15 protein-coding genes and 1 tRNA gene are annotated in these 24,654 nt (G+C 41.4%); 7 read left to right on the forward strand and 9 right to left on the reverse strand.

Annotation, left to right across the window (positions count from 1 at the left end; genetic code table 11):
• Positions 1–40 precede the first annotated feature (40 nt).
• Both ACFEL9_RS01800 and ACFEL9_RS01805 read right to left on the reverse strand, forming a co-directional pair.
• On the reverse strand, positions 41–973 hold the full coding sequence (locus tag ACFEL9_RS01800) for a hypothetical protein (protein ID WP_385885603.1): 933 nt from the start codon (positions 971–973) through the stop codon (positions 41–43).
• A gap of 140 nt (positions 974–1,113) precedes the next feature.
• Positions 1,114–1,187, reverse strand: a tRNA-Asp gene (locus ACFEL9_RS01805).
• 172 nt (positions 1,188–1,359) lie between these two features.
• Between ACFEL9_RS01805 and ACFEL9_RS01810 the strand changes: the two genes are divergently transcribed.
• The 4 genes from ACFEL9_RS01810 (at position 1,360) to ACFEL9_RS01825 (ending at position 7,743) form a co-directional block, all read left to right on the forward strand.
• On the forward strand, positions 1,360–2,337 hold the full coding sequence (locus ACFEL9_RS01810) for a Gfo/Idh/MocA family oxidoreductase (RefSeq protein ID WP_385885605.1): 978 nt from the start codon (positions 1,360–1,362) through the stop codon (positions 2,335–2,337).
• Positions 2,334–3,743 (forward strand): sugar transferase, encoded by a 1,410-nt coding sequence (locus tag ACFEL9_RS01815; protein ID WP_385885607.1) that lies wholly within the window; start codon positions 2,334–2,336, stop codon positions 3,741–3,743. Before ACFEL9_RS01810 ends, ACFEL9_RS01815 begins: the two co-directional genes overlap by 4 nt.
• A gap of 176 nt (positions 3,744–3,919) precedes the next feature.
• The gene (locus ACFEL9_RS01820; protein ID WP_385885609.1) at positions 3,920–6,820 is read left to right on the forward strand and encodes a M1 family metallopeptidase; all 2,901 of its coding nucleotides are present in this window, start codon (positions 3,920–3,922) and stop codon (positions 6,818–6,820) included.
• Positions 6,820–7,743: a GNAT family N-acetyltransferase gene (locus ACFEL9_RS01825; protein WP_385885611.1), complete on the forward strand. Its 924-nt coding sequence runs from the start codon at positions 6,820–6,822 to the stop codon at positions 7,741–7,743. Before ACFEL9_RS01820 ends, ACFEL9_RS01825 begins: the two co-directional genes overlap by 1 nt.
• A 74-nt stretch (positions 7,744–7,817) precedes the next feature.
• Here the strand turns inward: ACFEL9_RS01825 and ACFEL9_RS01830 are convergent, their stop codons facing one another.
• Complete coding sequence (locus ACFEL9_RS01830) at positions 7,818–8,504, reverse strand: 2-C-methyl-D-erythritol 4-phosphate cytidylyltransferase (RefSeq protein WP_385885613.1); 687 nt, start codon at positions 8,502–8,504, stop codon at positions 7,818–7,820.
• Between the two features lie 85 nt (positions 8,505–8,589).
• Here ACFEL9_RS01830 and ACFEL9_RS01835 point away from each other — a divergent pair, with 85 nt between their 5' ends.
• Together ACFEL9_RS01835 and ACFEL9_RS01840 are read left to right on the forward strand one after the other, a co-directional pair.
• Positions 8,590–9,216, forward strand: coding sequence for a DUF4136 domain-containing protein (locus tag ACFEL9_RS01835; RefSeq protein ID WP_385885615.1), 627 nt, complete (start codon positions 8,590–8,592; stop codon positions 9,214–9,216).
• Between the two features lie 50 nt (positions 9,217–9,266).
• Positions 9,267–9,887, forward strand: coding sequence for an outer membrane beta-barrel protein (locus tag ACFEL9_RS01840; RefSeq protein ID WP_385885617.1), 621 nt, complete (start codon positions 9,267–9,269; stop codon positions 9,885–9,887).
• 125 nt (positions 9,888–10,012) lie between these two features.
• Here ACFEL9_RS01840 and ACFEL9_RS01845 read toward each other — a convergent pair whose 3' ends face one another.
• From ACFEL9_RS01845 to rpoB, 5 genes are all read right to left on the reverse strand, one after another.
• Positions 10,013–10,960, reverse strand: coding sequence for an isoaspartyl peptidase/L-asparaginase family protein (locus tag ACFEL9_RS01845; protein ID WP_385885619.1), 948 nt, complete (start codon positions 10,958–10,960; stop codon positions 10,013–10,015).
• Between the two features lie 180 nt (positions 10,961–11,140).
• Complete coding sequence (locus tag ACFEL9_RS01850; protein ID WP_385885621.1) at positions 11,141–12,589, reverse strand: APC family permease; 1,449 nt, start codon at positions 12,587–12,589, stop codon at positions 11,141–11,143.
• 111 nt (positions 12,590–12,700) lie between these two features.
• Complete coding sequence (locus ACFEL9_RS01855) at positions 12,701–13,306, reverse strand: OmpH/Skp family outer membrane protein (protein WP_385885623.1); 606 nt, start codon at positions 13,304–13,306, stop codon at positions 12,701–12,703.
• 189 nt (positions 13,307–13,495) lie between these two features.
• A complete protein-coding gene (gene rpoC, locus ACFEL9_RS01860) occupies positions 13,496–17,788 on the reverse strand; it encodes a DNA-directed RNA polymerase subunit beta' (protein ID WP_385885625.1) in 4,293 nt (1,430 codons plus the stop codon).
• 193 nt (positions 17,789–17,981) lie between these two features.
• Positions 17,982–21,785 (reverse strand): DNA-directed RNA polymerase subunit beta, encoded by a 3,804-nt coding sequence (gene rpoB, locus ACFEL9_RS01865; RefSeq protein ID WP_385885627.1) that lies wholly within the window; start codon positions 21,783–21,785, stop codon positions 17,982–17,984.
• A 266-nt stretch (positions 21,786–22,051) separates the two neighbouring features.
• Between rpoB and ACFEL9_RS01870 the strand changes: the two genes are divergently transcribed.
• Positions 22,052–23,011, forward strand: a complete 960-nt coding sequence (locus ACFEL9_RS01870; RefSeq protein ID WP_385885629.1) for a ComEA family DNA-binding protein — start codon at positions 22,052–22,054, stop codon at positions 23,009–23,011.
• A 57-nt stretch (positions 23,012–23,068) separates the two neighbouring features.
• Here the strand turns inward: ACFEL9_RS01870 and ACFEL9_RS01875 are convergent, their stop codons facing one another.
• Positions 23,069–24,628: a RagB/SusD family nutrient uptake outer membrane protein gene (locus ACFEL9_RS01875; RefSeq protein WP_385885631.1), complete on the reverse strand. Its 1,560-nt coding sequence runs from the start codon at positions 24,626–24,628 to the stop codon at positions 23,069–23,071.
• Positions 24,629–24,654 lie beyond the last annotated feature (26 nt).

Raw genomic sequence — 24,654 nt, forward strand, 5'->3', positions numbered from 1 at the left:
CTGGACGTGCAAATACCCGCTTCCTTCATTGAAAATTCAATTATTTTACTTCTAATTTTATAAGTTTCTTATCGGTTAAAGTTGCAATAGATCGAAATCCTGCTTTCCTAAAAGTCTCAGATAAATTGGTGAGTGTTACAATCAACTGTTTCCTTTCTCCTTCATTTTTGAATTCATACAATCCTTTATTTCGACCATCTTTCAATTGCTCAATCCAAGAATCTTTGCTCTTACCAGTAATGGCACATAAAAGTTCAGCAATAGAATCAAATTTATTAGGCTTGCTAAAGTCAATTTTCTCCATCTTTCCAATTTCTGCAAGGAGATCAAAAAGGATTAGGATTTGCTTTTTAGAAAATACTCCTTTCTCTTTACCTTTTATGCCATTAGCAGTATTAACTGTGGTGTAGTCATTGAAATAATGGGTATTGTTATGATAACTATTGAATTCATTCCGGGTTTGTAAAATAACAGCCGATTGTTTAACATGGAAAAGTGCATTCGCAGATTTCTTGCCAAATTCCGGTGATATGATTTGTCTAATTGCATTGGATAATGCTTCTTCAAAATTCTTATCTGCTTCGGTTAAGAATGCTTGCAGAATGTGAGCATATTCATTAACCAGTAACTTATTAATTCCTTCCGTTTGCAAAGGATAATAAGGCTTGCCAAACGATCCTATATAATACAAAATGCCCGTGATACGGGAGAGCAGGAATTTAAAGCCGTGGGAAACCCGGTAATTTACAATATAGACCAATGGCTGAGGTAAACTGTCAGCGGCCTTGCTTTCCTTTTTAAACAGTTGATAAAGCCTGTAATGACCTAACAGACGCTGATAAATATCCTGGTTATACCAACCTGTCCATTCGAGAAACCGGCAATCCAGGTGCCCGGTTAAACTATTCAATTTGTCTTTCCAGAAATAATCCCTGTCCGGCAGCGGATGCCGGTGCAACACACTCATATCCATACTCACGATTTTCTACTTAAATTTACGGAAAGTCATGTGAAGACCTGTAAGGAAATTCTGTTAAAATGATCGCAGATAGAGTAAAAAATAGAGTAAAAACAAGAAACCCGCGACTAGCGCGGGTTTGAGGTCGATTTCTGCGGACCGGACGGGACTCGAACCCGCGACCTCCGCCGTGACAGGGCGGCATTCTAACCAACTGAACTACCGATCCGTTCCTCAATCATACCTTCCGGTATCATTTTTTGGGATGGCAAAGATAGGGGATTTGATATCTCTAAAACAAAAGTTTTTATAAAATTTTCCCCAGCCATATACCCAATTAACTACTGACAGTCAGGTTGCTGCATCGCTTCACTATCTTTGACGCTCAAAAACAATTACAAATGCTAAAAATAGGCGTATTGGGCGTGGGGCATCTGGGAAAATTTCACCTGAACAACTGGAAAGAAATACCCGGAATTGAGCTGGTTGGCTTTTATGATCCTAACGACGATACCGCAAAGGAAGTATCTGAAAAATACCAGCTTCCCCGCTTCCTGGCTCCCGATACGCTGATCGATGCCTGTGACGCCATTGATGTGGTGGCACCCACGAATTATCATTTTGAACTGTGTGAAAGGGCCATCAAAAAAAGCAAACATGTATTTGTAGAGAAACCGTTGGCCAATACGATGGAAGAAGCCCGGCTGCTCGTAAAGCTGGCCCAGGAATCCGGTGTCAAGTTCCAGGTGGGACATGTAGAGAGGTTTAACCCCGCCTTTCTTGCCCTGAAAGATATGCAGCTAAGCCCGATGTTTATTGAAGTGCACCGGCTGGCACAATTCAATCCCCGGGGCACAGAAGTGAGTGTGATACTCGACCTGATGATCCACGATATCGATATTATCCTGAGCATTGTAAAAAGTGATGTAAAAAGCATTTCGGCCAGTGGTGTCGGGGTAATGACAGAAACACCCGACATAGCGAATGTCAGGATCGAATTTCACAATGGCTGTGTCGCCAACCTCACCAGTAGCCGCATCTCCATGAAAAAAATGAGAAAGATGCGCATCTTTCAAAAAGATGCCTACATCGGGGTTGACTTTTTAAACAAAAAAACAGAGATCATTAAATTAAAAGAACCGCAGGATTCCAATGTCTTTGCTTTTGATATTGAAACACCAGGCGGTAAAAAAACAATTGCTGTAGCCAATCCGGCGGTGCCTGAAGTTAACGCCATTAAAAAAGAACTGGAAGAATTTGTAAATGCCATTGTTCATAATACGAAAACCATTGTGTCAGAAATGGATGGCCTGATGGCGATGGATGTAGCACACAAAATACTCAACAAGATCGGGCACAATGTTATTACACACGGATGAGTGCGGGAAAAAAAATATCAGTTGGCTGGTATATAGCGATCGATTATTTCATGGCTGCTATTGCATGGCTCTTTCTTTATATGATAAGGAGTAACCTGCTTAGTGACAGGGCAGCATTTCCTATCAGCAAAATGTCGTGGCTTTATATCTTACTGATCGTGCCTGTTGGATGGCTCATCATTTATGCGCTGGCAGGTACCTATACATCCCTGTATAAAAAATCGAGATTGGAAGAATTTAACCTTACGATTATTTGCACGTTACTGGGAACCATTCTTTTTTTCTCCTTATTTGTATTAAATGATCCCAATATCAACAGCACGTACAATTATGTCGCGTTTGCCTTGCTTTTTGGAATTCATTTTATGCTGACTTTCCTGGGCAGGTGGCTTTTGCTCAATATTGTGAAAGATCAATTGCTGACGGGAAAAGTTTTTTTTAATACGCTCATGATTGGGAGTAAGGATAACGCACTTAAAATTTATGCGGAAACAGAAAGAAAATTGCGGGATGGTGGATACCGGTATATTGGTTTTATAAATCCGCAGAATAATACTCAAAATAGTATTGATGATGTTTTGCCGAAATTGGGTTCTATCAATGAACTCGAAAATATTATCGATCAGCATAACATTAGCCAGGTAGTGTTAGCTATTGAAAAATCCGATCACGTTTTACTGGAAAATACTATCAACCGGTTGAGTGAAAAAGACGTAGAAATAAAAATACAACCGGGTATATTAGATATTCTTTCAGGTTCTGTAAAAACGATCAATGTACTCGGGGCTCCGCTGATAGATCTGAAAACAAACCTGATGCCCGAATGGCAGCAGCATGTAAAACGACTGATCGATGTAGGGGCGGCAGTATCCGGACTGGTGTTATTATCACCGCTAATGCTTTATGTCGTGATAAGAATTTTATTGACCTCTAAAGGACCGATATTTTATAGCCAGCAACGAGTCGGCTATAAAGGAAAGGAGTTTCGCCTGTATAAGTTCAGATCCATGGTAGCCGATGCTGAAATAAATGGCCCCGCACTTTCCTCTGACAACGATCCCCGCATAACGCCCTGGGGCAAAGTGATGCGGAAATGGCGATTGGATGAGCTTCCACAATTATGGAATATTCTATTGGGAGATATGAGCCTGGTAGGACCAAGACCTGAGCGCCGCTTTTATATTGACCAGGTGATCATACAATTTCCGTATTACAAATATTTATTGAAAGTAAAGCCTGGCCTTACCAGCTGGGGAATGGTACAATTTGGCTATGCGGAGAATGTGGAAGAAATGATCGAAAGAAGCAAGTTTGATCTGCTGTACATAGAAAATATATCCCTGGCCCTCGATTTTAAAATCATGATACATACCGTACGGATTATCCTGAAAGGAAAAGGTAAATAAAAACGAAGTAAGAAGTATGAGGTATGAGGTATGAAGTCGGAAAGCGGCGACCAGAATTTAGAGTCATTTGCACATATCAGCATATCTTTCTACCGTCAGGCAGGTTTCCACATTAACACATTAGATAGTTTGTGATTGCAGATTTTAGATTCTATTTTTGAAAAAAACGAATCCTGGTGAAGAAACTTCTCATTGCTTTGTTTCTCTTTAACGGTCAGCTATTAACTGCCACACTTCGACAGGCTCAGTGCCAAACCCCCGGCTCCGCTCAGTACTGGCAACAACAGGTGAACTACCAGGTCAATGTTTCACTCAATGATAAAGAACATTCTTTAACCGGGTTTGAAAAAATTGAATATATCAACAATTCACCCGACACACTTACTTATATCTGGTTTCATACCTGGCCCAACGCTTATAAAACAGATAAGACAGCCTTTAGTGATCAACTCTTAAAAAACGGCAATACCAAATTTTACTTTTCTGATAAGGAGCAAAAAGGCTATATCAACCGGTTGGATTTTAAAGTAGATAATATTACTGCGAAAACAGAAGATCATCCGCAACATATTGATATCTTAAAATTAAATCTCCCCTCTCCTCTTTCACCTGGACAAAAAATAACGATCACCACCCCCTTTCATGTACAACTTCCTTATAATTTTTCGAGAAGCGGACATGATGGAGACAGCTACCAGGTGACACAATGGTATCCTAAACCGGCAGTATATGATAAAGATGGATGGCACCCGATGCCCTACCTGGACCAGGGAGAGTTTTATAGCGAATTTGGCAACTACGATGTAAGCATCACGTTGCCGGAAAATTATGTTGTCGCCGCTACAGGCCAACTGCAGAATGAAGAAGAGAAAGAATGGCTGAAAAACAGATCGTCGTTTAACTGGCAACCATTGCGAAAAAAAATAAAAAGAGGTGGAACTTATAAGACCATTGTTCAGAAATTTCCTGCTTCATCAGCAGAGCTAAAAACACTTCGGTATAAGCAGGAAAATGTCCATGATTTTGCATGGTTTGCGGACAAACGTTTTATTGTAAAGCATGACACCTGTATTTTACAATCAGGCAAAATAATAGATGTCTACTGTTACTACACTACCCCACAAGAGAAATATTGGGCCAATAGCCTTGACTTTGCAAAGAATGCTTTACAAACAAGAAGTGACTGGATCGGCAGTTATCCTTATTCAGTAGTCAGTGTTGTGCAGGGACCTGAAAGTTTTGGCGGTGGAATGGAGTATCCAACCATTACGGTCATTTCTCCAACACCGGATGAAAAAATATTAGATTATACTATTGCCCACGAAATAGGCCACAATTGGTTTTATGGCGCTTTGGGAAGCAATGAGCGAAAATACCCATGGCTTGATGAAGGTTTAAATTCGTTTTATGATAATCGCTATAGCGAATGGAAGTATGGCAACAAGGGTGAGATAAATGTTGGCAAATCTGGTGTAAGTATAAAAAGTACAGAGCGGATTTTATTTGAGACAAAGGCAGCTATAAAAAAAGATCAGCCCATCAACACGGCCAGCGAAGATTTTAATCATGTCAATTATGGATTAGTTGCTTATTATAAAACTGGCGCCTGGTTGGAATGGCTGGAAGAGAAACTGGGTAAGACCGCATTTGACAAGGCTATGCAGGAATATTATATAAAATGGCAAAATAAACATCCGCAGCCTGCTGATTTTAAAATGGTCTTTGAAGAAAGCAGCAAGCAAAACCTGGATACCTTTTTTATTTTATTGGATAAAAAAGGTGTGCTGCCTTCACAATTACGAAAAGGTACAAAATCCATTTTCATAGCCAGCCCTAAATCATTTGCTGATTATATTAATCACCCGTCTAAAAATATAATTGGATTCGGTCCCTTACCTGGCTTTAACAGCTATGACAAGCTAATGATTGGCGCCTTTATAACCAATTATAAACTTCCACCTTCACGCCTTCAGTTTTTTCTTTCGCCTATGTTTGCGACCGGCTCTAAGACTTTAACAGGAACAGGACTTATTAATTATTCATTTTATCCAACTGGTATTTTTGAGAAAATAAACCTCGGCATCAACGGATCAACGTTTAACATAAACCGGTTTACCGATTCAGCAGGAAACAAAACATTTTCTTCTTTTTATAAAATCGTCCCGTCTATAAAATTTGTACTGAAACAATCCAATCCCCGAAGCGATCTTACCCGTTTTTTCCAGTTTAAAACTTTTCTTATCAATGAGCAATCGTTGAACTTTTATCGTGATACAATGATAAGCCCATCAAATGATACTACCATTCAGACAAAGATCAGAAAGGTAAATGAGAACAGGACATTAAATCAGCTTCGTTTTGTTGTAGAAAATAACCGGGCCTTATACCCCTATAGCGGCGAACTGAAAATAGAACAGGGAAAGGATTTTGTAAGAACTGCTTTTACCGGGCATTATTTCTTTAATTATGCCAGGGAAGGCGGTCTGGAGACACGACTGTTTGCCGGAAAATTTTTCTATACGTCGCCAAAAACATTTACAAAGCAATTTGAAACCGATCGCTACCACTTAAACATGACCGGGCCAAATGGCTATGAGGATTATACCTACAGCGATTATTTTGTGGGCCGTAATGAATTTGAAGGGATAGCCAGTCAACAGATTATGATGCGGGATGGGGCCTTTAAAGTGAGAACAGATTTATTGGCAGATAAAATTGGAAGGACAGATGATTGGCTGGTGGCTCTTAATTTGGTTACCTCAATTCCATCTAATGTTAATCCGCTTAGTGTCCTGCCAGTCAAAATTCCGCTAAAGCTATTTGTTGACATAGGTACGCACAGCGATGCCTGGAAAAAAAATTCAACGGAGGACCGCTTTCTTTTTGACGCCGGTATCCAACTGCCTCTTTTTAAAGGGTTGATCAATGTGTATGCTCCGCTTGTTTACAGCAAAGTTTATAAAGACTATATCAAATCCACACTGGACAAGAAGAATCGGTTTCTGAAAACAATTTCTTTTTCCATCAACGTTTCCGGTTTCAGTTTGAAAAAATTAAATCGCAATTTTATTCTTTGATGGGTAACAATCTTTCAATACGATATATCCAACGGGATAAAATTGATATCGAAAAGTGGGACCATTGTATAACCCATTCGCCAAACGGTTTGATATATGCTTATACTTATTACCTCGATCACATGGCAAAACATTGGTTGGCTTTGGTTTTAAACGACTATGAGGTAGTAATGCCATTAGCCTGGAATCGTAAGTTTGGTATTAGCTATTTGTATCAGCCTTTTATTACAGCACAATTGGGCATTTTTGGTCCAAATATGTCTGCTCAATTAGTGGAAGCCTTCCTGTACGCCATTCCTAAAACATTTCGTTTTTGGGACATTTATCTTAACCACCAGAATGTTTTTCCGCTACAAAATTTCTCGCTTTACCAGCGAAAGAACTATGTGTTAGATCTTGATAAAACTTACCGGGAACTGTATAGAAACTATAGGGAAAATATTCAACGCAACATTAAAAAAGCCGAACAGTTGGGTTGTAAAGTCGTAAAAGGCTTTGATGTGAAGCAGGTAGTAACCTTGGCAAAAGAGCAAATGAGAACTTACTCAAAAGAATCGGCTGACAATATGGAACGGTTTTGCCGGTTGTATGATTACCTGGAAAAAAGAGGCCAGGCCACAACTTATGGTGTTCACTCAAACAACAATGAATTGATCGCATCTGCTGTCTTCTTTTTTTCGCACAACCGGGCTTATTATATACTAGTGGGTAATCATCCCAATGGCCGGACTATAGGCGCTTCTCACATGCTGGTCGATGCATTTATAAAAGATCATGCGGGAAAAAAAATGTTGCTGGATTTCGAAGGATCTGATATCAGAAACCTGGCCTTTTTCTATAGCAGCTTCGGCGCTGTTGAAGAAAATTATGCTGCAATAAAATTGAACGAGCTTCCTTTTTATCTAAAATGGCTGAAGAAATGATGTCAGCTGTATGAAGTCGGAAGTCAAAGACCAAGAGGCGGCAACATAACAAGAATATTCTAATAGCATCAACCTCAGACTTCAGATCTCCGACCTCTGCTCTCAATAATCCTCTCAGCTATCATCAGATCAAGCGGTCTTGTCATTTTGATATTCGTTTCCTCTCCTTCTACCAACGAAACCTTTAATCCGAAAGCTTCAACTACCGTTGCTTCATCGGTAAACTTGTCTTTATAATCGATCTGGTAGGCAGGCAAAAGAATTTTGCTATGAAAAGTTTGCGGCGTTTGAATCATCATTACTTTATTTCGGTCTATGGCATCATTGCCTTCGTTAGTCAATATGCGGACGCTATCCTTGCTGGCAATGGCCGGAATGGCACTACCTGTTTCTACAGCTTTTTCATAACAGGAATGAATTAGTTTTTCAGTCAACAGGCATCGAACCCCATCATGCACAAAAATAATCGACTCCTGCTCTACCAACTTCAATCCATTTTTTACAGATTGAAAGCGGGTATCGCCTCCTGCCGTGATACGAATCCGGTCTTTATCAAAATAGGCGTCAATGATCTCACGCCCCATATCCATATAATCCACCGGAAGCACCAGGACTACCTGCAAGTCTTCATAGCTTTCGAGAAAAGTTTTGATGGTATAATAAAGAACTGGCTTGTCTTTTAATAAGATAAACTGCTTGGGCAATTTTTCACCCATTCTGGTACCTGAGCCACCGGCCACTATGATCGCATATTTCAACATGGGCGCAAAGATAGAACGCTGATTTTATATTATGCCTGTGAAAAAAAGGCATTGTGTTTGTAATACTTTTATAAATACAACTACCATGGTGAGCAAAAATCTTCTTTATGTTTTAGCAGGGTTCATGGTTTTGCAATCCTGTACGAAAAATGTGGTGGATAACCTGGAGCCGGACGAAAAACCCCTATATATTACCAAGCAAGATGGCGCCGTCAATTTTTCGTCCTATGCCACTTTTAATTTGGCGGATTCTGCTGCCGTCATCGATAATAACCAATTGGTAGCCCGGGAAAGAACAGATTATGACGCTGCCTTTATCGACGCAATTGCCGCTGAAATGCAAAGCCGGGGATTTACAAGAGTCGGAAATAGTGAAAATCCTGACCTGGGAATAAACTTAAGCAGGATATATAATGACTACACGGGCATCATCGATTACTCCACCTATTGGGGTGGCTACGGAGGTTACTGGGATCCCTATTATTGGGGCTATCCGGGTTATGATTATTATTTTCCGCCGGTATACGGAACTTATACTGTAACTGAGGGTGGCGCGGCAGTGGATATGTTTGATCTGAAAAATGCTGCAAGCAATAATCAATTGCGCCAGGTATGGAGTGGATTGGTTCGCGGCAGCGGCACTTTTACGGTTGCAAGGGCGTCAAAACATGCCCAGGCTTTATTTCAACAATCCCCTTATATAGCAAAGTAAGCTTTGGTATCCGGGATAAAGAAGAACCTGACACAACTAAAAATATAACAATGAAAATATTTAAAATACTTCCTGTCTTAATAGCACCATTCTTAATAGTGATGAGTGTAGCTGCGCAGCAGGGAGAAGTGAGAATGACTGCGAGCATCGCCGGAGCTACTCCCATGGGTCAATTCAAGGACCTTGTAGACAAGACATCATTACGTGGAGTAGATATCTCTATTTTATATGGGGTCAATGACCAACTGGGCATAGGTTTAAACGTGGGCTTCCAGGACTTCTATCAAAAATTCCCAAGAGGGCTTTATAAACTATCTGACGGCAGTGATATTTCTGCAGTGATCACCAATTCTGTTCAAACTATTCCTTTCCTGGCAACTGCACGATATAATTTCATGCCCGGGGGAACTATACAACCTTATGTGAGTGCTGGAGCTGGTGGAGCCGCTGTTCTCAACAAACAATATGTGGGTGAATACCCCAACGAAACCAATAAAATTAGTTTTGCCGCAAGGCCTTCGGCAGGTGTTTATATTCCTTTTAAAAAGGGAGGAGAAGTCGGTTTGAATCTTGGTGTGAATTATACTTTTATCCCTTATAAACTGGATGATATTTCAAACCTTAGTTATATAGGATTTACTATTGGTGTTGGTTTCCCGATGCGGAACTAACTTATATTTTACTATACTATTTTTCTTTTTTCAACTATAGCAGAACCTATTGATTTAATAGGTTCGGGTTAATCCTTAAATACATTATCTCCTCTTAAACCCTTTTGAATCTTCCAATCGTGGTTCTACCTGTATATTGCCACTTCTTTCTCTCCAATACTGTTTATCATCGCTCTGTACATTCCTGCACTGTTAAATATCATAGCTGTATTGCCCAGTGCATCCACGCCGATCATTCCACCTTCACCTTCCAGTTTGATCAGTTTTTCATTCACTACTATGTTCATCGCTTCCTCAAGGCTCATTGCTTTATATTCCATCAGGCAGCTGACATCATATGCCGCAACGCCACGGATAAATGGTTCGCCATGGCCTGTGCAACTGATAGCACAGGTTTTATTATTGGCGTAAGTACCAGCACCGATTAAAGGGCTGTCACCGATACGGCCATATTTTTTATTAGTCATTCCACCTGTACTCGTTGCTGCTGCAATATTGCTTTCCATATCACAGGCAACAGCTCCAACCGTTCCAAACTTTTTATCCCGCATCAACTCTTCCAATTCCTGGTGTGTATGATCCAGCGAATAAGTATCAGAATCCCGGATCGCTTTCCATTGATCATAACGAAACTGGCTGAAGAAAAATTCATCGGGTTCCAACTTAATGCCCTGTTTGATCGCAAAATCATTGGCTCCTTTCCCACTCAGAAAAACATGATTGCTATGATTCATTACTTCGGTAGCCAACTCGATCGGATTACGTACATTCCTTACACCGGCAACAGCACCCGCATTTAACGTGCGGCCTTCCATGATGGCAGCATCCATTTCCTGCAATCCCTTCTTTGTAAACACAGAACCGCGGCCTGCATTGAAAAGTATATTATCTTCCAGCACAACAACCGCCGCCTTTACTGCATTCACCGCAGTCCCTCCTTTTTCCAATACGGCATAACCTGCTGATAAAGCTTCCTCCAATCCTGTTAGATATGCCGCTTCAAGATCGGAAGTCATATCTTCTTTTAAAATAGTGCCGGCGCCGCCATGTATGGCCAGTGAATATCTTGACATATTTGTTACTATCAGCTGTCGAAATTAGCTATTTTATACAGGAAGAATTTCCAAGTTTTTTTAACGATGCTTAGATAAAAGCCAATACAAGAAGGCTTTTATTTGACAACAGTAAACCGGCAACGGTCACAAATTCTGTCGTGATGAACTCAGAACATAAAAAGAAAGACCACCTTCATATCAGGAAGACAACTCTTCCTTTTTCTTTGAGAAAACAGCGATGTAATAAAGAGGAATACCTATTAATACGATGATCAACCCCGGCCAGGTGTATTGAGGTTTGTATTTTATCATCAACAAACAAAAGGCAATTCCCATAAGAATATAGATGGCAGGCAATACCGGATAACCAAATGCCTTATAAGGCCGCTCTGCATCCGGACGTTTTTTACGCAGTATAAAAATGCCGATGATTGTAAGCACATAAAATAATACTACAACAAAAGAAACCATGTCGAGCAGATCGCCATATTTTCCACTCAGGCAAAGTATGCAGGCTACCAGGCATTGTATCCACAATGCATATTCGGGAACCGCGTTTTTATTCAGCTCGCCGGTTTTTTGAAAAAACAATTTGTCTTTTGCCATTGTATAATATACCCTTGCCCCTGCCAGGATCAGTCCGTTATTACAACCAAACGTGGACACCATGATCAGCAAGGCCAGGATAATGGTACCATTGCTGCCAAATATCTCATTGGATACTGATAAGGCGATGCGGTTGTCTTTTGCAAAAGCCAGTTCATTCACTGGTAATACTGAAATATACATCAGGTTGGTAGTGACGTATATAATTGTAACGATCAATGTACCCAAAAACAGGCTAAGGCCAATATTCCGCTTAGGGTTCTTTACTTCTCCTGCAATAAAGGTCACATTATTCCATGCATCACTGCTGAAAATACTTCCCACCATTGCTGAAGCAATAGCACCGAGGGCAACGACACCTGTAAGCGGCAACCATGTATCCGTGACGCCGGGTGAATTGCTACGGCTTGCATGCTGCTTTATTTCCCAGGCATTGGTCCAGTTTTGATTCCATACATCCCAGTTGGCTGCTATAAAAAAACCAAAAGCAATAAGGCCAAACAAGGCAAGCAACTTTGCCGTGGTAAAACTCGTTTGAATGATCTTACCGGTTTTAATGCCCTTTGTATTGATATAGGTCAGCAGAATGATCAGCGCAATTCCTACCAACTGCGCAGCGGTTATTTTAAAACTACCTGAACTCTGCCATAAAACATTTCCATCTCCCAAGCCGGGTGCCAGGTAACCTAAGAATTTGGCAAAAGCCACGGCAACTGCAGCAATAGTTCCTGTTTGAATGACGGCGAAAAAACTCCAGCCATACAGAAACCCGATAAATGGATTATACGCTTCTTTTAAATACACATACTGGCCGCCTGCCTTTGGAAACATGGCACTTAATTCTCCATAACTAAGTGCCGCAGTTAGTGTCATAAAGCCAGTGATCAGCCATGCAGCAATAAGCCAGCCTGCCGATCCGAGATCCTTCAGCATATCAGCGCTGACGATAAAAATACCGGAGCCAATCATTGAACCCGCCACAATCATTGTTGCATCTACCAGGCCTAAGGACTGTTTAAAAGAAGTGGAATGCTCTGCCATGCAATTTTTTTATTTATCAAGATAAGTATTTCACTTCATTTCCGTTGCAAAAGAAAAGAACAAAAAAAATCCTTCCGGGAAGTGGAAGGATTATTACAGGAAAATTACTGCCTAATCTTTTTTGTCTTTATACTCTTCGTTGAGTCCCTTTATGACATCACTCGTGATATTGTAAGCAGAATCCTTATAATAAAATAAACCCTGCTCAAAAGCTACGATATAGGAATATCCCTGTGTTTTGTTATACTCTGTCAAAAAATCTTCGATCTTCTTTTTAACACCCAGGTTTTTCCGCATTACAAAATCCTGGTACTGCTGATCCAGCTCCTGCTTCATATTTTTTAACCTGTCCTCCAGTTGCCTGAGTTCAACCTGTGCCTTTTCATAATCGGCTTGCACCATGGTGCCGCTTTTTTCCTTCTGCTGGTATTCCTGGATCTTGTTTCTGTATGTAGCATCAAGTTTGCCCAGGCTATTGGTATACTCTTCATCTTTCTTTGCTATCTCTGCTTTAATGTCCTTCACCATGTTGAAATGGTTTTCTACTGAATCCATTTCAAAGTAGGCAATGCGAAAACCTGCATTAACAACATTTGAATCTCTGTTTACATTTTTATTGCCTGAAACAACAGTTCCTTTTTTGTTCAACTGAGCAAATAGCAGATAACCGACAAGCAGCGTCAATACTATATTCCAAACCAACAAACCATTTTTCATGTATGCAAATTAATGATGAATAGGTGGGCAAATATAAGGATTCAGGTTACTTTATGAAACAGTTAACAGCAAGGAAAAATAAGCAATTGGCAATAGTCAAATTGCAAAAAAGGGAGCAAGATTACCTCACTCCCTGATTTATTTATCAATTTGCAAAGTGCTATTGCCTATTGCATATTGTCGATTGACTTACTCTTCTTCATCAAAGGCCATTGCCTCACGTGTTGTTTGCAGCAATTCGTACTCCTCCTTGCTACCTACAATCATGTTCTCGAACTCACGCAGACCAGTACCAGCAGGGATCGGGTGACCTGTGATAACATTCTCTTTCAGGCCAAGCATATCATCTGTCTTACCATGGATGGCAGCTGATGACAATACTTTGGTTGTTTCCTGGAATGATGCTGCAGATATCCAGCTTTGAACACCCAGAGATGCTTTTGTGATACCTAACAATGTTGGAGAAGATGTCGCAGGTTGTGCGTCGCGATATTCAACCAGCTTCTTATCGTTTCTGCGGAGTACAGAGTTTTCTTCTCTTACTTCACGCAGTGTTACGATTTGGCCTGCACGAAGCTTAGTGGAATCTCCTATTTCGGTCACTACCTTCTTATCAAAGATGTAATCGTTCTCTTCTACGAATTCAAATTTATCTACAGAATCATCTTCAAGGAATCGTGTATCACCCGGATCAACAATGCTTACTTTACGCATCATCTGGCGAACAATCACCTCGATGTGTTTATCATTGATCTTCACACCCTGTAAACGATATACTTCCTGGATCTCATTTACCACATACTGTTGCACTGCAAATGGCCCCTGGATAGAAAGTATATCCTGTGGTGATGTCTGCCCATCGCTCAATGGTGAACCAGCTTTTACAAAGTCGCCATCTTGTGCCAGGATCTGTCTCGTCAACGGCACCAGGTATTTCTTTTGAACGCCATCTTTTGCTTCAATGATGATCTCACGGTTACCACGCTTGATAGCACCCATTGTTACCACGCCATCGATTTCAGAAACTACAGCAGGGTTGCTTGGATTTCTTGCTTCGAACAACTCTGTAACACGAGGCAGACCTCCGGTGATATCCCTCAATTTACCGAGTACGCGGGGTATTTTCACAATTACCTGTCCGGCTTTTACATCATCACCTTCGTCAGGAATGATATGGCTACCGGTAGGCAGGTTGTAAGATTTATTTTCTTTGCCTTCTACTACGATTGAAGGAATCTTCGTTTTATCACGGGTTTCGATAACCACTTTCTCACGGTGACCAGTCTGTTCGTCTGATTCTTCACGATAGGTAACGCCCTCGATAACGTTTTCAAATTTCAACACACCGTTTACTTCCGCAACGATAACATTGTTGAATGGATCCCATGTACAAATCACATCACCCTTACTTACCTTCTGACCGTCTTTTACCATCAGGGTAGAACCATAAGGAATGTTATTGGTGATCATCAGGCGGTCATTCTTGGTATCGATGATACGAACCTCTCCTGTACGACCAATTACGATCTGAACTTTTTCACCTTCATTATTTTCAGTTGTTACGGTACGCAAACCATCAAACTGGATAGTACCATCAAACTTAGCGGTCAATGTAGAGTCTACAGTAGCAGAACCAGCCACACCACCCACGTGGAAGGTACGAAGTGTAAGCTGTGTACCAGGCTCACCGATTGACTGCGCAGCGATGATACCTACTGCATCACCTTTTTGAGCAAGGATACCGCTAGCCAGGTTTTTACCATAGCATTTAACGCAACATCCACGTTTGCTTTCGCAAGTCAATACTGAACGTATTTCGATCGTCTCAATACCCGCATCTTCAATTCTCTTGGCAATAGCAGGAGTTATTTCATCACCACCAGCAACGATCAATACATCGTTCTGCAAATCGTAAACATCATGCAATGAAATACGGCCAGCAATTCTATCTGCCAATGGCTCGATGACATCTTCGTTATCTTTCAGTGCTGAAGTAGCGATACCACGGAGTGTGCCGCAATCTTCTTCGGTGATAACGACATCCTGTGCTACGTCAACCAAACGACGTGTCAGGTAACCGGCATCCGCTGTTTTAAGGGCTGTATCGGCCAGACCTTTACGGGCACCGTGGGTAGAGATAAAGTAATCCAATACATTCAATCCGCCCTTAAAGTTGGAAAGAATTGGATTTTCAATGATCTCAGAACCAGTAGAACCGGATTTTCTTGGCTTCGCCATCAATCCCCTGATACCTGCCAGCTGTTTGATCTGTTGTTTAGAACCACGGGCCCCGGAATCCAGCATCATGTAAACAGAGTTGAAACCTTGCTTATCGCTGCTCAATTCACGGATCAGTGTTTCAGTAATTCTTGTATCGACGCGGCTCCAGATATCTACAGTTTGGTTATATCTTTCATTGTTTGTGATAAGACCCATATTGTAGTTATCCCAAACCTCATCTACTTCACCTTTTGCATTTTCCAGCAACTCTTCTTTAATATCAGGAATGATGAGGTCATTGATGCTGAATGACAAACCACCCTGGAAGGCTGTACGGAATCCAAGCTGCTTGATATCATCAAGGAATTTCGCTGTCTTCGGAACATTGGTAGTTTCAATGATATCACCAATGATGTCACGAAGATTCTTCTTTGTCAGCAATGCATTTACAAAGCCAACTTCTGCAGGAACGTGTTGGTTAAAGATCACACGACCTACTGTTGTTTCAATTAATTTATGTTCAAGCAGGCCATCAGCATTGCGGATGTTTGCTTTTACTTTGATCCATGCGTGCAGATCAACAACACCTTCGTTGTAGGCAATGATCACTTCTTCATTTGAGTAGAAGGCTTTGCCCTCTCCTCTTACTTTTTCAGTTTCAGTTGATCTTTTACCTTTTGAAATATAGTACAGACCGAGTACCATGTCCTGTGAAGGAAGAGTAATAGGTGTACCATTTTGCGGGTTCAGGATGTTGTGTGATGCCAGCATCAATAATTGTGCTTCCAGAACAGCGGCATTGCTCAATGGAACGTGAACAGCCATTTGGTCACCGTCGAAGTCGGCGTTGAAGGCCGTAGTTACCAATGGGTGCAGCTGTATCGCTTTGCCTTCAATCAACTTAGGTTGAAAGGCCTGGATGGACAAACGGTGCAGCGTTGGGGCACGGTTTAACAAGATCGGATGTCCTTTCAAAATATTTTCGAGGATATCCCAAACGATCGCTTCTTTTTTATCAACGAGCTTTCTGGCAGATTTTACTGTTTTTACAATGCCTCTTTCAATCAGCTTACGGATGATAAATGGTTTGAAAAGTTCAGCTGCCATATCTTTTGGCAGACCGCACTCATGCAATTTCATTTCAGGACCTACCACGATAACCGAACGACCAGAGTAGTCAACACGTTTACCCAACAGGTTCTGACGGAAACGACCTTGCTTACCTTTCAATACATCTGACAGAGATTTCAAAGCACGGCCACCTTCAGCTTTTACCGCATTCGACTTACGGCTGTTATCAAACAAGCTATCGATAGCTTCCTGTAACATACGTTTTTCGTTACGAAGAATAACCTCCGGAGCTTTGATCTCTAACAATCTTTTCAAGCGGTTATTACGAATAATAACGCGACGATACAAATCATTCAGATCAGAAGATGCAAAACGACCACCATCCAGCGGCACTAACGGACGCAGTTCCGGCGGAATAACAGGGATATATTGCATTACCATCCATTCAGGACGGTTGGTAATTCTTGTATTCGCATCGCGGAAAGCTTCCACAACACTTAAGCGTTTTAATGCATCAGCTTTACGTTGCTGAGAAGTTTCGGTAGCAGCCGCATTACGCAGATCAAATGACAACTGATCCAGGTCGATACGTTGTAACATATCATGCACAGCCTCCGCACCCATCTTAGCGATGAACTTGTTTGGATCATCATCAGGCAAATACTGGTTATCTTTTGGCAAAGTTTCCAGGATGTCGAGGTACTCTTCTTCTGTAAGCAGATCACCAACATTTTGACCTTTATCAGCACGGATACCTGATTGGATTACCACAAATCGTTCGTAGTAAACTATAGTCTCTAATTTCTTAGAGCTTACACCCAACAGGTAACCAATTTTATTAGGCAGTGATTTGAAGTACCAGATGTGAACAACCGGTACAACCAACTTAATGTGACCCATTCTCTCACGACGAACTTTCTTCTCAGTCACTTCTACACCACAACGGTCGCACACGATACCCTTGTAACGGATACGCTTATACTTACCGCAGGCGCATTCATAGTCCTTAACGGGACCAAATATTCTTTCGCAAAACAAACCATCCCTTTCAGGTTTGTATGTACGATAGTTAATAGTTTCAGGCTTCAACACTTCACCGTAACTTCTTTCCAGGATCGTATCCGGGGAAGCCAGGCCGATGGTGATCTTTGAAAATGTTGCTCTGGGGCGATTTTCTTTTTTGAATGCCATGTTTATTTCTGATTTCTTGTTATTTGATTTTGTTACCAGTAGTGAGCGGAGCCGAACTGCATCAACACTACTCATCATCTGTTGCGTCGCACACTTCAGCGTTCGGTTCACTATTCAACTATCACTTTGCAGTTGACAATTTGCAGTCGACAGTTACTGCAAATTGCCAACTGCCGACTACAAACTTTTATAATTATTCAAACTTGAGGTCAAGACCTAAACCGCGAAGCTCATGCACCAATACATTGAATGATTCAGGAACACCTGGTCTTGGAATGTTGTCACCTTTTACAATGGCTTCATACGTTTTCGCACGACCAATGATGTCATCTGATTTCAATGTCAGCAACTCCTGCAGGATATTGGATGCACCATAAGCTTCCAGAGCCCACACTTCCATCTCACCGAAACGCTGACCACCGAATTGAGCTTTACCACCCAATGGTTGTTGAGTGATCAAGCTGTATGGTCCGATTGAACGGGCATGCATCTTATCATCAACCATGTGGTGCAGTTTGATCACATAGATGATACCAACTGTTGCTTTCTGGTGAAAACGTTCACCGGTTTCGCCATCATACAAGTAGGTATGTCCGAATTTAGGAAGCTCAGCCTTTTCGATGTAACTGGCAATTTCATCGGTGGTAGCACCATCAAAAATTGGCGTTGAGAATTTCATTCCCAGTTTTTCTCCAGCCCAACCCAATACCGTTTCATAGATCTGCCCCAGGTTCATACGGCTAGGTACACCCAAGGGGTTCAATACTACGTCAACAGGCGTTCCATCTTCAAGGAATGGCATATCTTCTGCACGAACGATTTTCGCCACAATACCTTTGTTACCGTGACGACCAGCCATTTTATCTCCCACTTTCAACTTACGTTTGACAGCGAGATAAACTTTAGCAAGCTTCAATACACCGGCAGGTAGTTCATCACCGATTGATATGTTGAATTTTTCTCTCTTGTAACGACCGAGCTCTTCGTTGTACTTGATGTTATAGTTGTGTAGCAGGATGTTGATCTGGTCGTCCACTTTCTTGTCGCCTGTCCAACCCAATGGATTGATATTGGCATAATCCAAACCAGTCAGGTTTTTAGCAGTGAACTTAGCTCCTTTTCCAATCTGTATTTCGCCAAAGTTATTGCTCACACCGGCTGAAACATGATCTTTCAATAATGTAGTCAGCTTTTCCAATAGCACTTCCATCAGGTCAGCTTCGTTCTTTTCATGGATTTTTTCCAACTTATCCATGGCTGCTCTTTCTCTTACTTTAGCGTTTTTATCTTTCTTCGCTCTCTGGAACAGTTTCTTACCGATCACCACACCTTCTACTCCATTCGGTGCTTTCAAAGAAGCATCTTTTGCATCACCGGCTTTGTCACCAAAGATGGCACGCAAGAGTTTTTCTTCCGGGGTAGGGTCACTTTCACCCTTAGGTGTTATCTTACCGATCAGGATATCACCTTCATTGATGGTGGCACCGATGCGAATAATACCATTTTCGTCCAGATCCTTAGTCGCTTCTTCAGAAACGTTAGGAATATCTGGTGTCAGTTCTTCTTCACCCAATTTAGTATCACGCACCTCCAACTCATACTCTGAAATATGAACGGAAGTAAACATATCTTCCCGCACCACTCTTTCACTGATAACAATGGCATCCTCAAAGTTGTAACCCTTCCATGGCATAAATGCCACTTTCAGGTTTTTACCCAATGCCAGCTCACCATTTTGTGTGGCATATCCTTCGGTCAGGAAGTCGCCTCTTTTCACCTTCTGCCCTTTCTTCACAGCAGGGTTCAGGTTAATGCAAGTTTCCTGGTTGGTCTTAATGAACTTGGTTAATTTATATACCCGCAGATCTTCTTCAAAACTTACCAGTTTTTCTTCTGCATCACGATCGTAGCGAACATGAATTTCATTGGCATCGACGAACTCTACTATACCATCACCTTCTGCGTGGATCTGGATCCTTGCATCGCGGGCAGCTTTTGCTTCCAAACCTGTACCTACGATAGGCACATCAGCACGGATAAGCGGTACGGCCTGGCGTTGCATGTTTGATCCCATCAGGGCACGGTTGGCATCATCATGTTCAAGGAAAGGAATCAATGAAGCACTCAAACCAACAATTTGGTTCGGAGCTACGTCCATGTATTCCACGTCCTTTTTGTCCAGAATAGGGAAGTCACCCGTTTCGCGGCTTACGATCTTATCCTCGACAAAGTTTCCTTTCTCGTCCAACTGTGTATTTGCCTGTGCAATTTTAGCAAGGTCTTCCTCTTCGGCACTCAGGAATTGTAATTCCTTCATGTTTACCTTGCCTTCGCTTACTCTACGATAAGGCGTTTCAATGAAGCCCATATCATTGATCTTGGCATGTACACAAAGTGTAGAGATCAAACCAATGTTTGGTCCTTCCGGTGTTTCAATCGTACACAAACGACCATAGTGTGAGTAGTGAACATCACGCACCTCGAAACCGGCTCTTTCACGGCTCAAACCACCTGGTCCGAGTGCTGAAATACGACGTTTGTGAGTGATCTCTGATAATGGATTTGTTTGATCCAGGAACTGCGACAGCTGTGATGTTCCAAAAAAGGAATTGATCACAGAAGAAAGCGTTCTGGCATTGATAAGGTCAACCGGGGTAAATACCTCATTATCCCGTACGTTCATTCTTTCACGAATGGTTCTGGCCATACGGGCCAAACCAACACCGAATTGAGCGTATAATTGCTCACCCACTGTACGTACACGACGATTGCTCAGGTGATCGATATCATCAATCTCTGCCTTACCATTTGTCAGGCGCACCAGGTATTTAATGATTAAAATAATATCTTCCTTTGTTAATACCTTTTTATCAAGTGGCTGGTTTATGTTCAACTTGCGGTTGATCTTGTAGCGGCCTACTTCACCCAAATCATAACGCTTGTCGCTAAAGAACAATTTATCGATAATACCACGGGCTGTTTCATTATCGGGGGCATCAGCACCACGTAATTGGCGATAGATAAACTGAACCGCTTCCAGCTCACTGTTAGATGTATCCTTATTTAATGTATTGTAGATAATTGCATAATCACCACCTACATCTTCCCGCTGAATAAATACACCAGTCAAATCCATGTCAGAAATGATATCAATGGCTTCTTCATCAAGAACGGTATCACGTTCCATCACGATTTCATTTCTTTCGATTGACACAACCTCGCCGGTGTCCTCATCTACGAAATCTTCAACCCATGTTCTTAACACACGGGCAGCAAGGCGTTTACCTATATATTTTTCTAAGGTCTTTTTATCGGTTTTTACTTCATCGGCCATACCAAACAGTTCAAGAATATCCTTGTCTGTCTCGTAACCGATAGAACGCAACAATGTAGTTACGGGGAATTTTTTCTTCCGGTCGATGTAAGCATACATCACATTATTGATGTCAGTTGCAAACTCCATCCAGGCTCCCTTGAAAGGAATTACCCTGGCGGAATAAATTTTGGTTCCGTTGGGATGAATGGATTGACCAAAGAACACACCAGGAGAGCGGTGCAACTGGCTTACCACCACACGTTCCGCACCGTTGATAACGAAAGTACCACGGGGAGTCATGTAAGGAATATTACCCAGGAACACATCCTGAACGATTGTCTGGAAATCAACGTGCTCTTCATCATTACAGCTCAAACGCAGTTTAGCTTTCAGGGGAACGGCGTAAGTCAATCCGCGTTCCATACACTCTTCAATTGTGTAACGGGGCGGATCGATAAAGTAGTCAAGAAATTCCAGCACGAAAATGTTACGGGTATCCGTAATCGGGAAATTGTCCTTAAACACCCTGAACAAACCTTCGATATTACGTTTGTCCGGCGTTGTTTCTAGCTGGAAAAACTCTTTGAATGACTGGATTTGCACCTCAAGAAGGTCTGGAGTTTCGGCCAGGTGTTTAATCTTACCAAAATCCACCCTTTGATTCAATTTAGTTGAAGACATATGCGAAAAACCGGTTTTAAAGAATTCAGGACGTACAAATCACTCACAACCTCTTATTTTTTGCAAAACAAAAGCCAGTGAAAATCAATTAATTGAGTGTAATCTGGAACGTCAAAATATTTTTGGCCAAAATAAAGGACTGCAAAGGTAAGGATTTATACTTCTCTGCCAAGAAAAAATTGCCGTCAAAAACCCCGCCAAAAACTCCGTTAAAAAACGCTTTTCCCGCTTTTTGACAAGTTCTAATTTGTTTAAAAATTGGCATGATGAGATGGAAAGAAATAGTCAGGGACTATCTTACTTTCTCCAGGAAAGAAAGCATAGCAGTCGTTGTAATGCTGGTAGTTCTGTCTCTAATAATGATTTCCCCCATCTTCTTCAGCTCAAAAAATAGAAATAATTCTACTCCCCCTGATAATTCGTGGATAGTTGCAGTAAAACAATTAGAAGAAACTAATAAGTCTTCCAAAGACAGTGATCAAACCCATCATACTTACGGATATGAATACGACCGGCGGGAAAACAATTACCAGCCTTCTTCAAACATCCTGTTCTTTTTTGATCCAAATAAGATCTCAGCTGAAGAATGGAAGAAATTAGGGCTTCGTGACAAAACAATCCATACTATTCAGAATTTTTTAAGCAAAGGCGGTCAATTTAAAAGAAAGGGAGACTTGCAAAAGATTTATGGCTTGCGCCAAAATGAATATAAAAGATTGGAGCCTTATATTCAGATTCCGGCGGAATCGGCAGAAAAGAGAAACGAAGTTTCCGACAAAAGCAATTTTCCTGTTACCAACAAATCTTTTGCAAAAACTGGTCACTCTCCTATTGAAATAAACATCGCTGATACATCCGCATTTATAAGCTTGCCGGGTATAGGTAGTAAACTGGCTGCGAGAATTGTCAACTTCAGGGAAAAGCTTGGTGGGTTCTACTCAATTGAGCAAATCCGGGAAATATATGGTTTGCCGGATTCCACCTATCAAAAAATAAAACCGTATTTGAAGTTGGATAATAGTGGTATAAAAAAAATCAGCCTCAATACAGCTTCACCAGATGAGTTGAAATCACATCCGTATATCAGGTACAACATCGCCAATGCTATCATTGCTTACCGAAATGAGCATGGAAGCTTTTCTACCATCGCAGATCTTAAAAAAATAATGCTTATAACTGATGACGTGTATACCAAAATCTCTCCTTACCTATCCATCACAAATTAAAGCCGCCTGCAATTGGTGATTGAGGCGGCTTTGATAAACTTATAAATCTTATCCGGATTAATTGTATCCTGGATTTTGCGGCTTTAAGTTGGGATTGTTCAACATTTCTTGCACACCAAGAGGCATCAGCAAATGTTTTTCCTGCAATGCTTGATTAGAACTTTTATTGACATGGCCCACAAAATCATCGAAGCCCTTAGTTGTTTCATTAAACACTTTTCTCAGGCGTACCATATCAAACCAGGTAATTCCCTCATAACACAGCTCATGCCAGCGTTCTTTCCAAACAGCTTCGCGGAAAGTAGCCTGGTTATAAGATCCAAGAGTCGGAGTTGTAAGCTGCGCTCTATCCCTGATTCTTTTAAAGGCATCGTATGCCGTTTGATCTGGACCTCCACCTTCATTCTTAGCTTCAGCATACATCAAAAGAACTTCTGCATAACGGATCATCGGTACATTCAGGTCATTTCTTTTCGTTCCGTCTACACCCGGGCTGCCAAATGCCACTACATTGAAATGTTTAAAAATATAAGGCGCTCCCAGATCATAAGGCACCCCTTTACCATCTTTATAATAACTGGTATAGAAATAGCCTTCCTGGTTTTTTGCCCGTAAATCACCGGCTTCGTATGATTGATAGAATGATAGTGTGGGAACCGAACTTCCGGTACCACTTGCCCCATATGCGGTCACTGGTTTAAAGTTTGGCAACATGTTTTCCATCGGATTACCTGCAACATCTGCCAAATACTGGAGTTCAAAAATATGTTCCAGTTTATTTTCTGTTGTTACACTATGCACCTCTGCATAGGTATTAAACAAATTAATGGAACCAGGATTTGCATTGGCATAAGAAATTACTTCGTAGGCTTTATCAGCTGCCAACTTGTAATGAGCGGCGCCTTTATTAAGTGGATAACCAGCCATGGTCAGGTACACCTTAGCCAATTGTGATTTTACAGCCGCTAATGATACACGACCAGTGGCATCCATCCATTGAAATCCGGCAGCCTCTGCCGCTAAAAGGTCTTCGACAATTAAATTATAAATTTCTTCCTGTGGAGCACGGGCAGGAAAAAAATTTTCATCTTCGACGGTTTTAGGTACTGTTGTCATTAAAGGTATGTCGCCCCATAAACGAACTGCATAAAAATAAGCCCAGGCGCGAAGAAACTTTGCCTCACCCAGGATCTTTTTCTTCTGTGCTTCGTCCATAGGCGTGATCGGGGGAACTTTCTCAAGAACAAGATTGGCATTTGCAATCACTTTATACAATCCGTTCCACCAGTTGACAATATGCCCAACATTCCCATCGTACGAAAGAGCGTACAGATTGTTTAGATCCGCATTTTGTGCTGTTTCTGTCGTTGAAGTACCGGTCACCGCTTCCAGCATTTGCCAGTTGGAAGAGAAAATACCCGCACCGCCACCATAGAATCGCATATCGGCATAAACGGCAGCGATAGCCGCTTCTGCGTGTTCCGGTATTGTATAAAAACTTTCGGGAGTTAAGTTGGATGGATCCTGTTCGTCCAGGAATTTTTTACAACCTGATGAAAGCAAGAGTACCCCCGACAACATTACGACACATATATATTTTATTACATTAAATTTCATAAATAAAAACTTTAAAATTTATACTT

The sequence above is a fragment of the Terrimonas alba genome, assembly GCF_042434975.1.
GTDB lineage: Bacteria > Bacteroidota > Bacteroidia > Chitinophagales > Chitinophagaceae > Terrimonas_B > Terrimonas_B alba.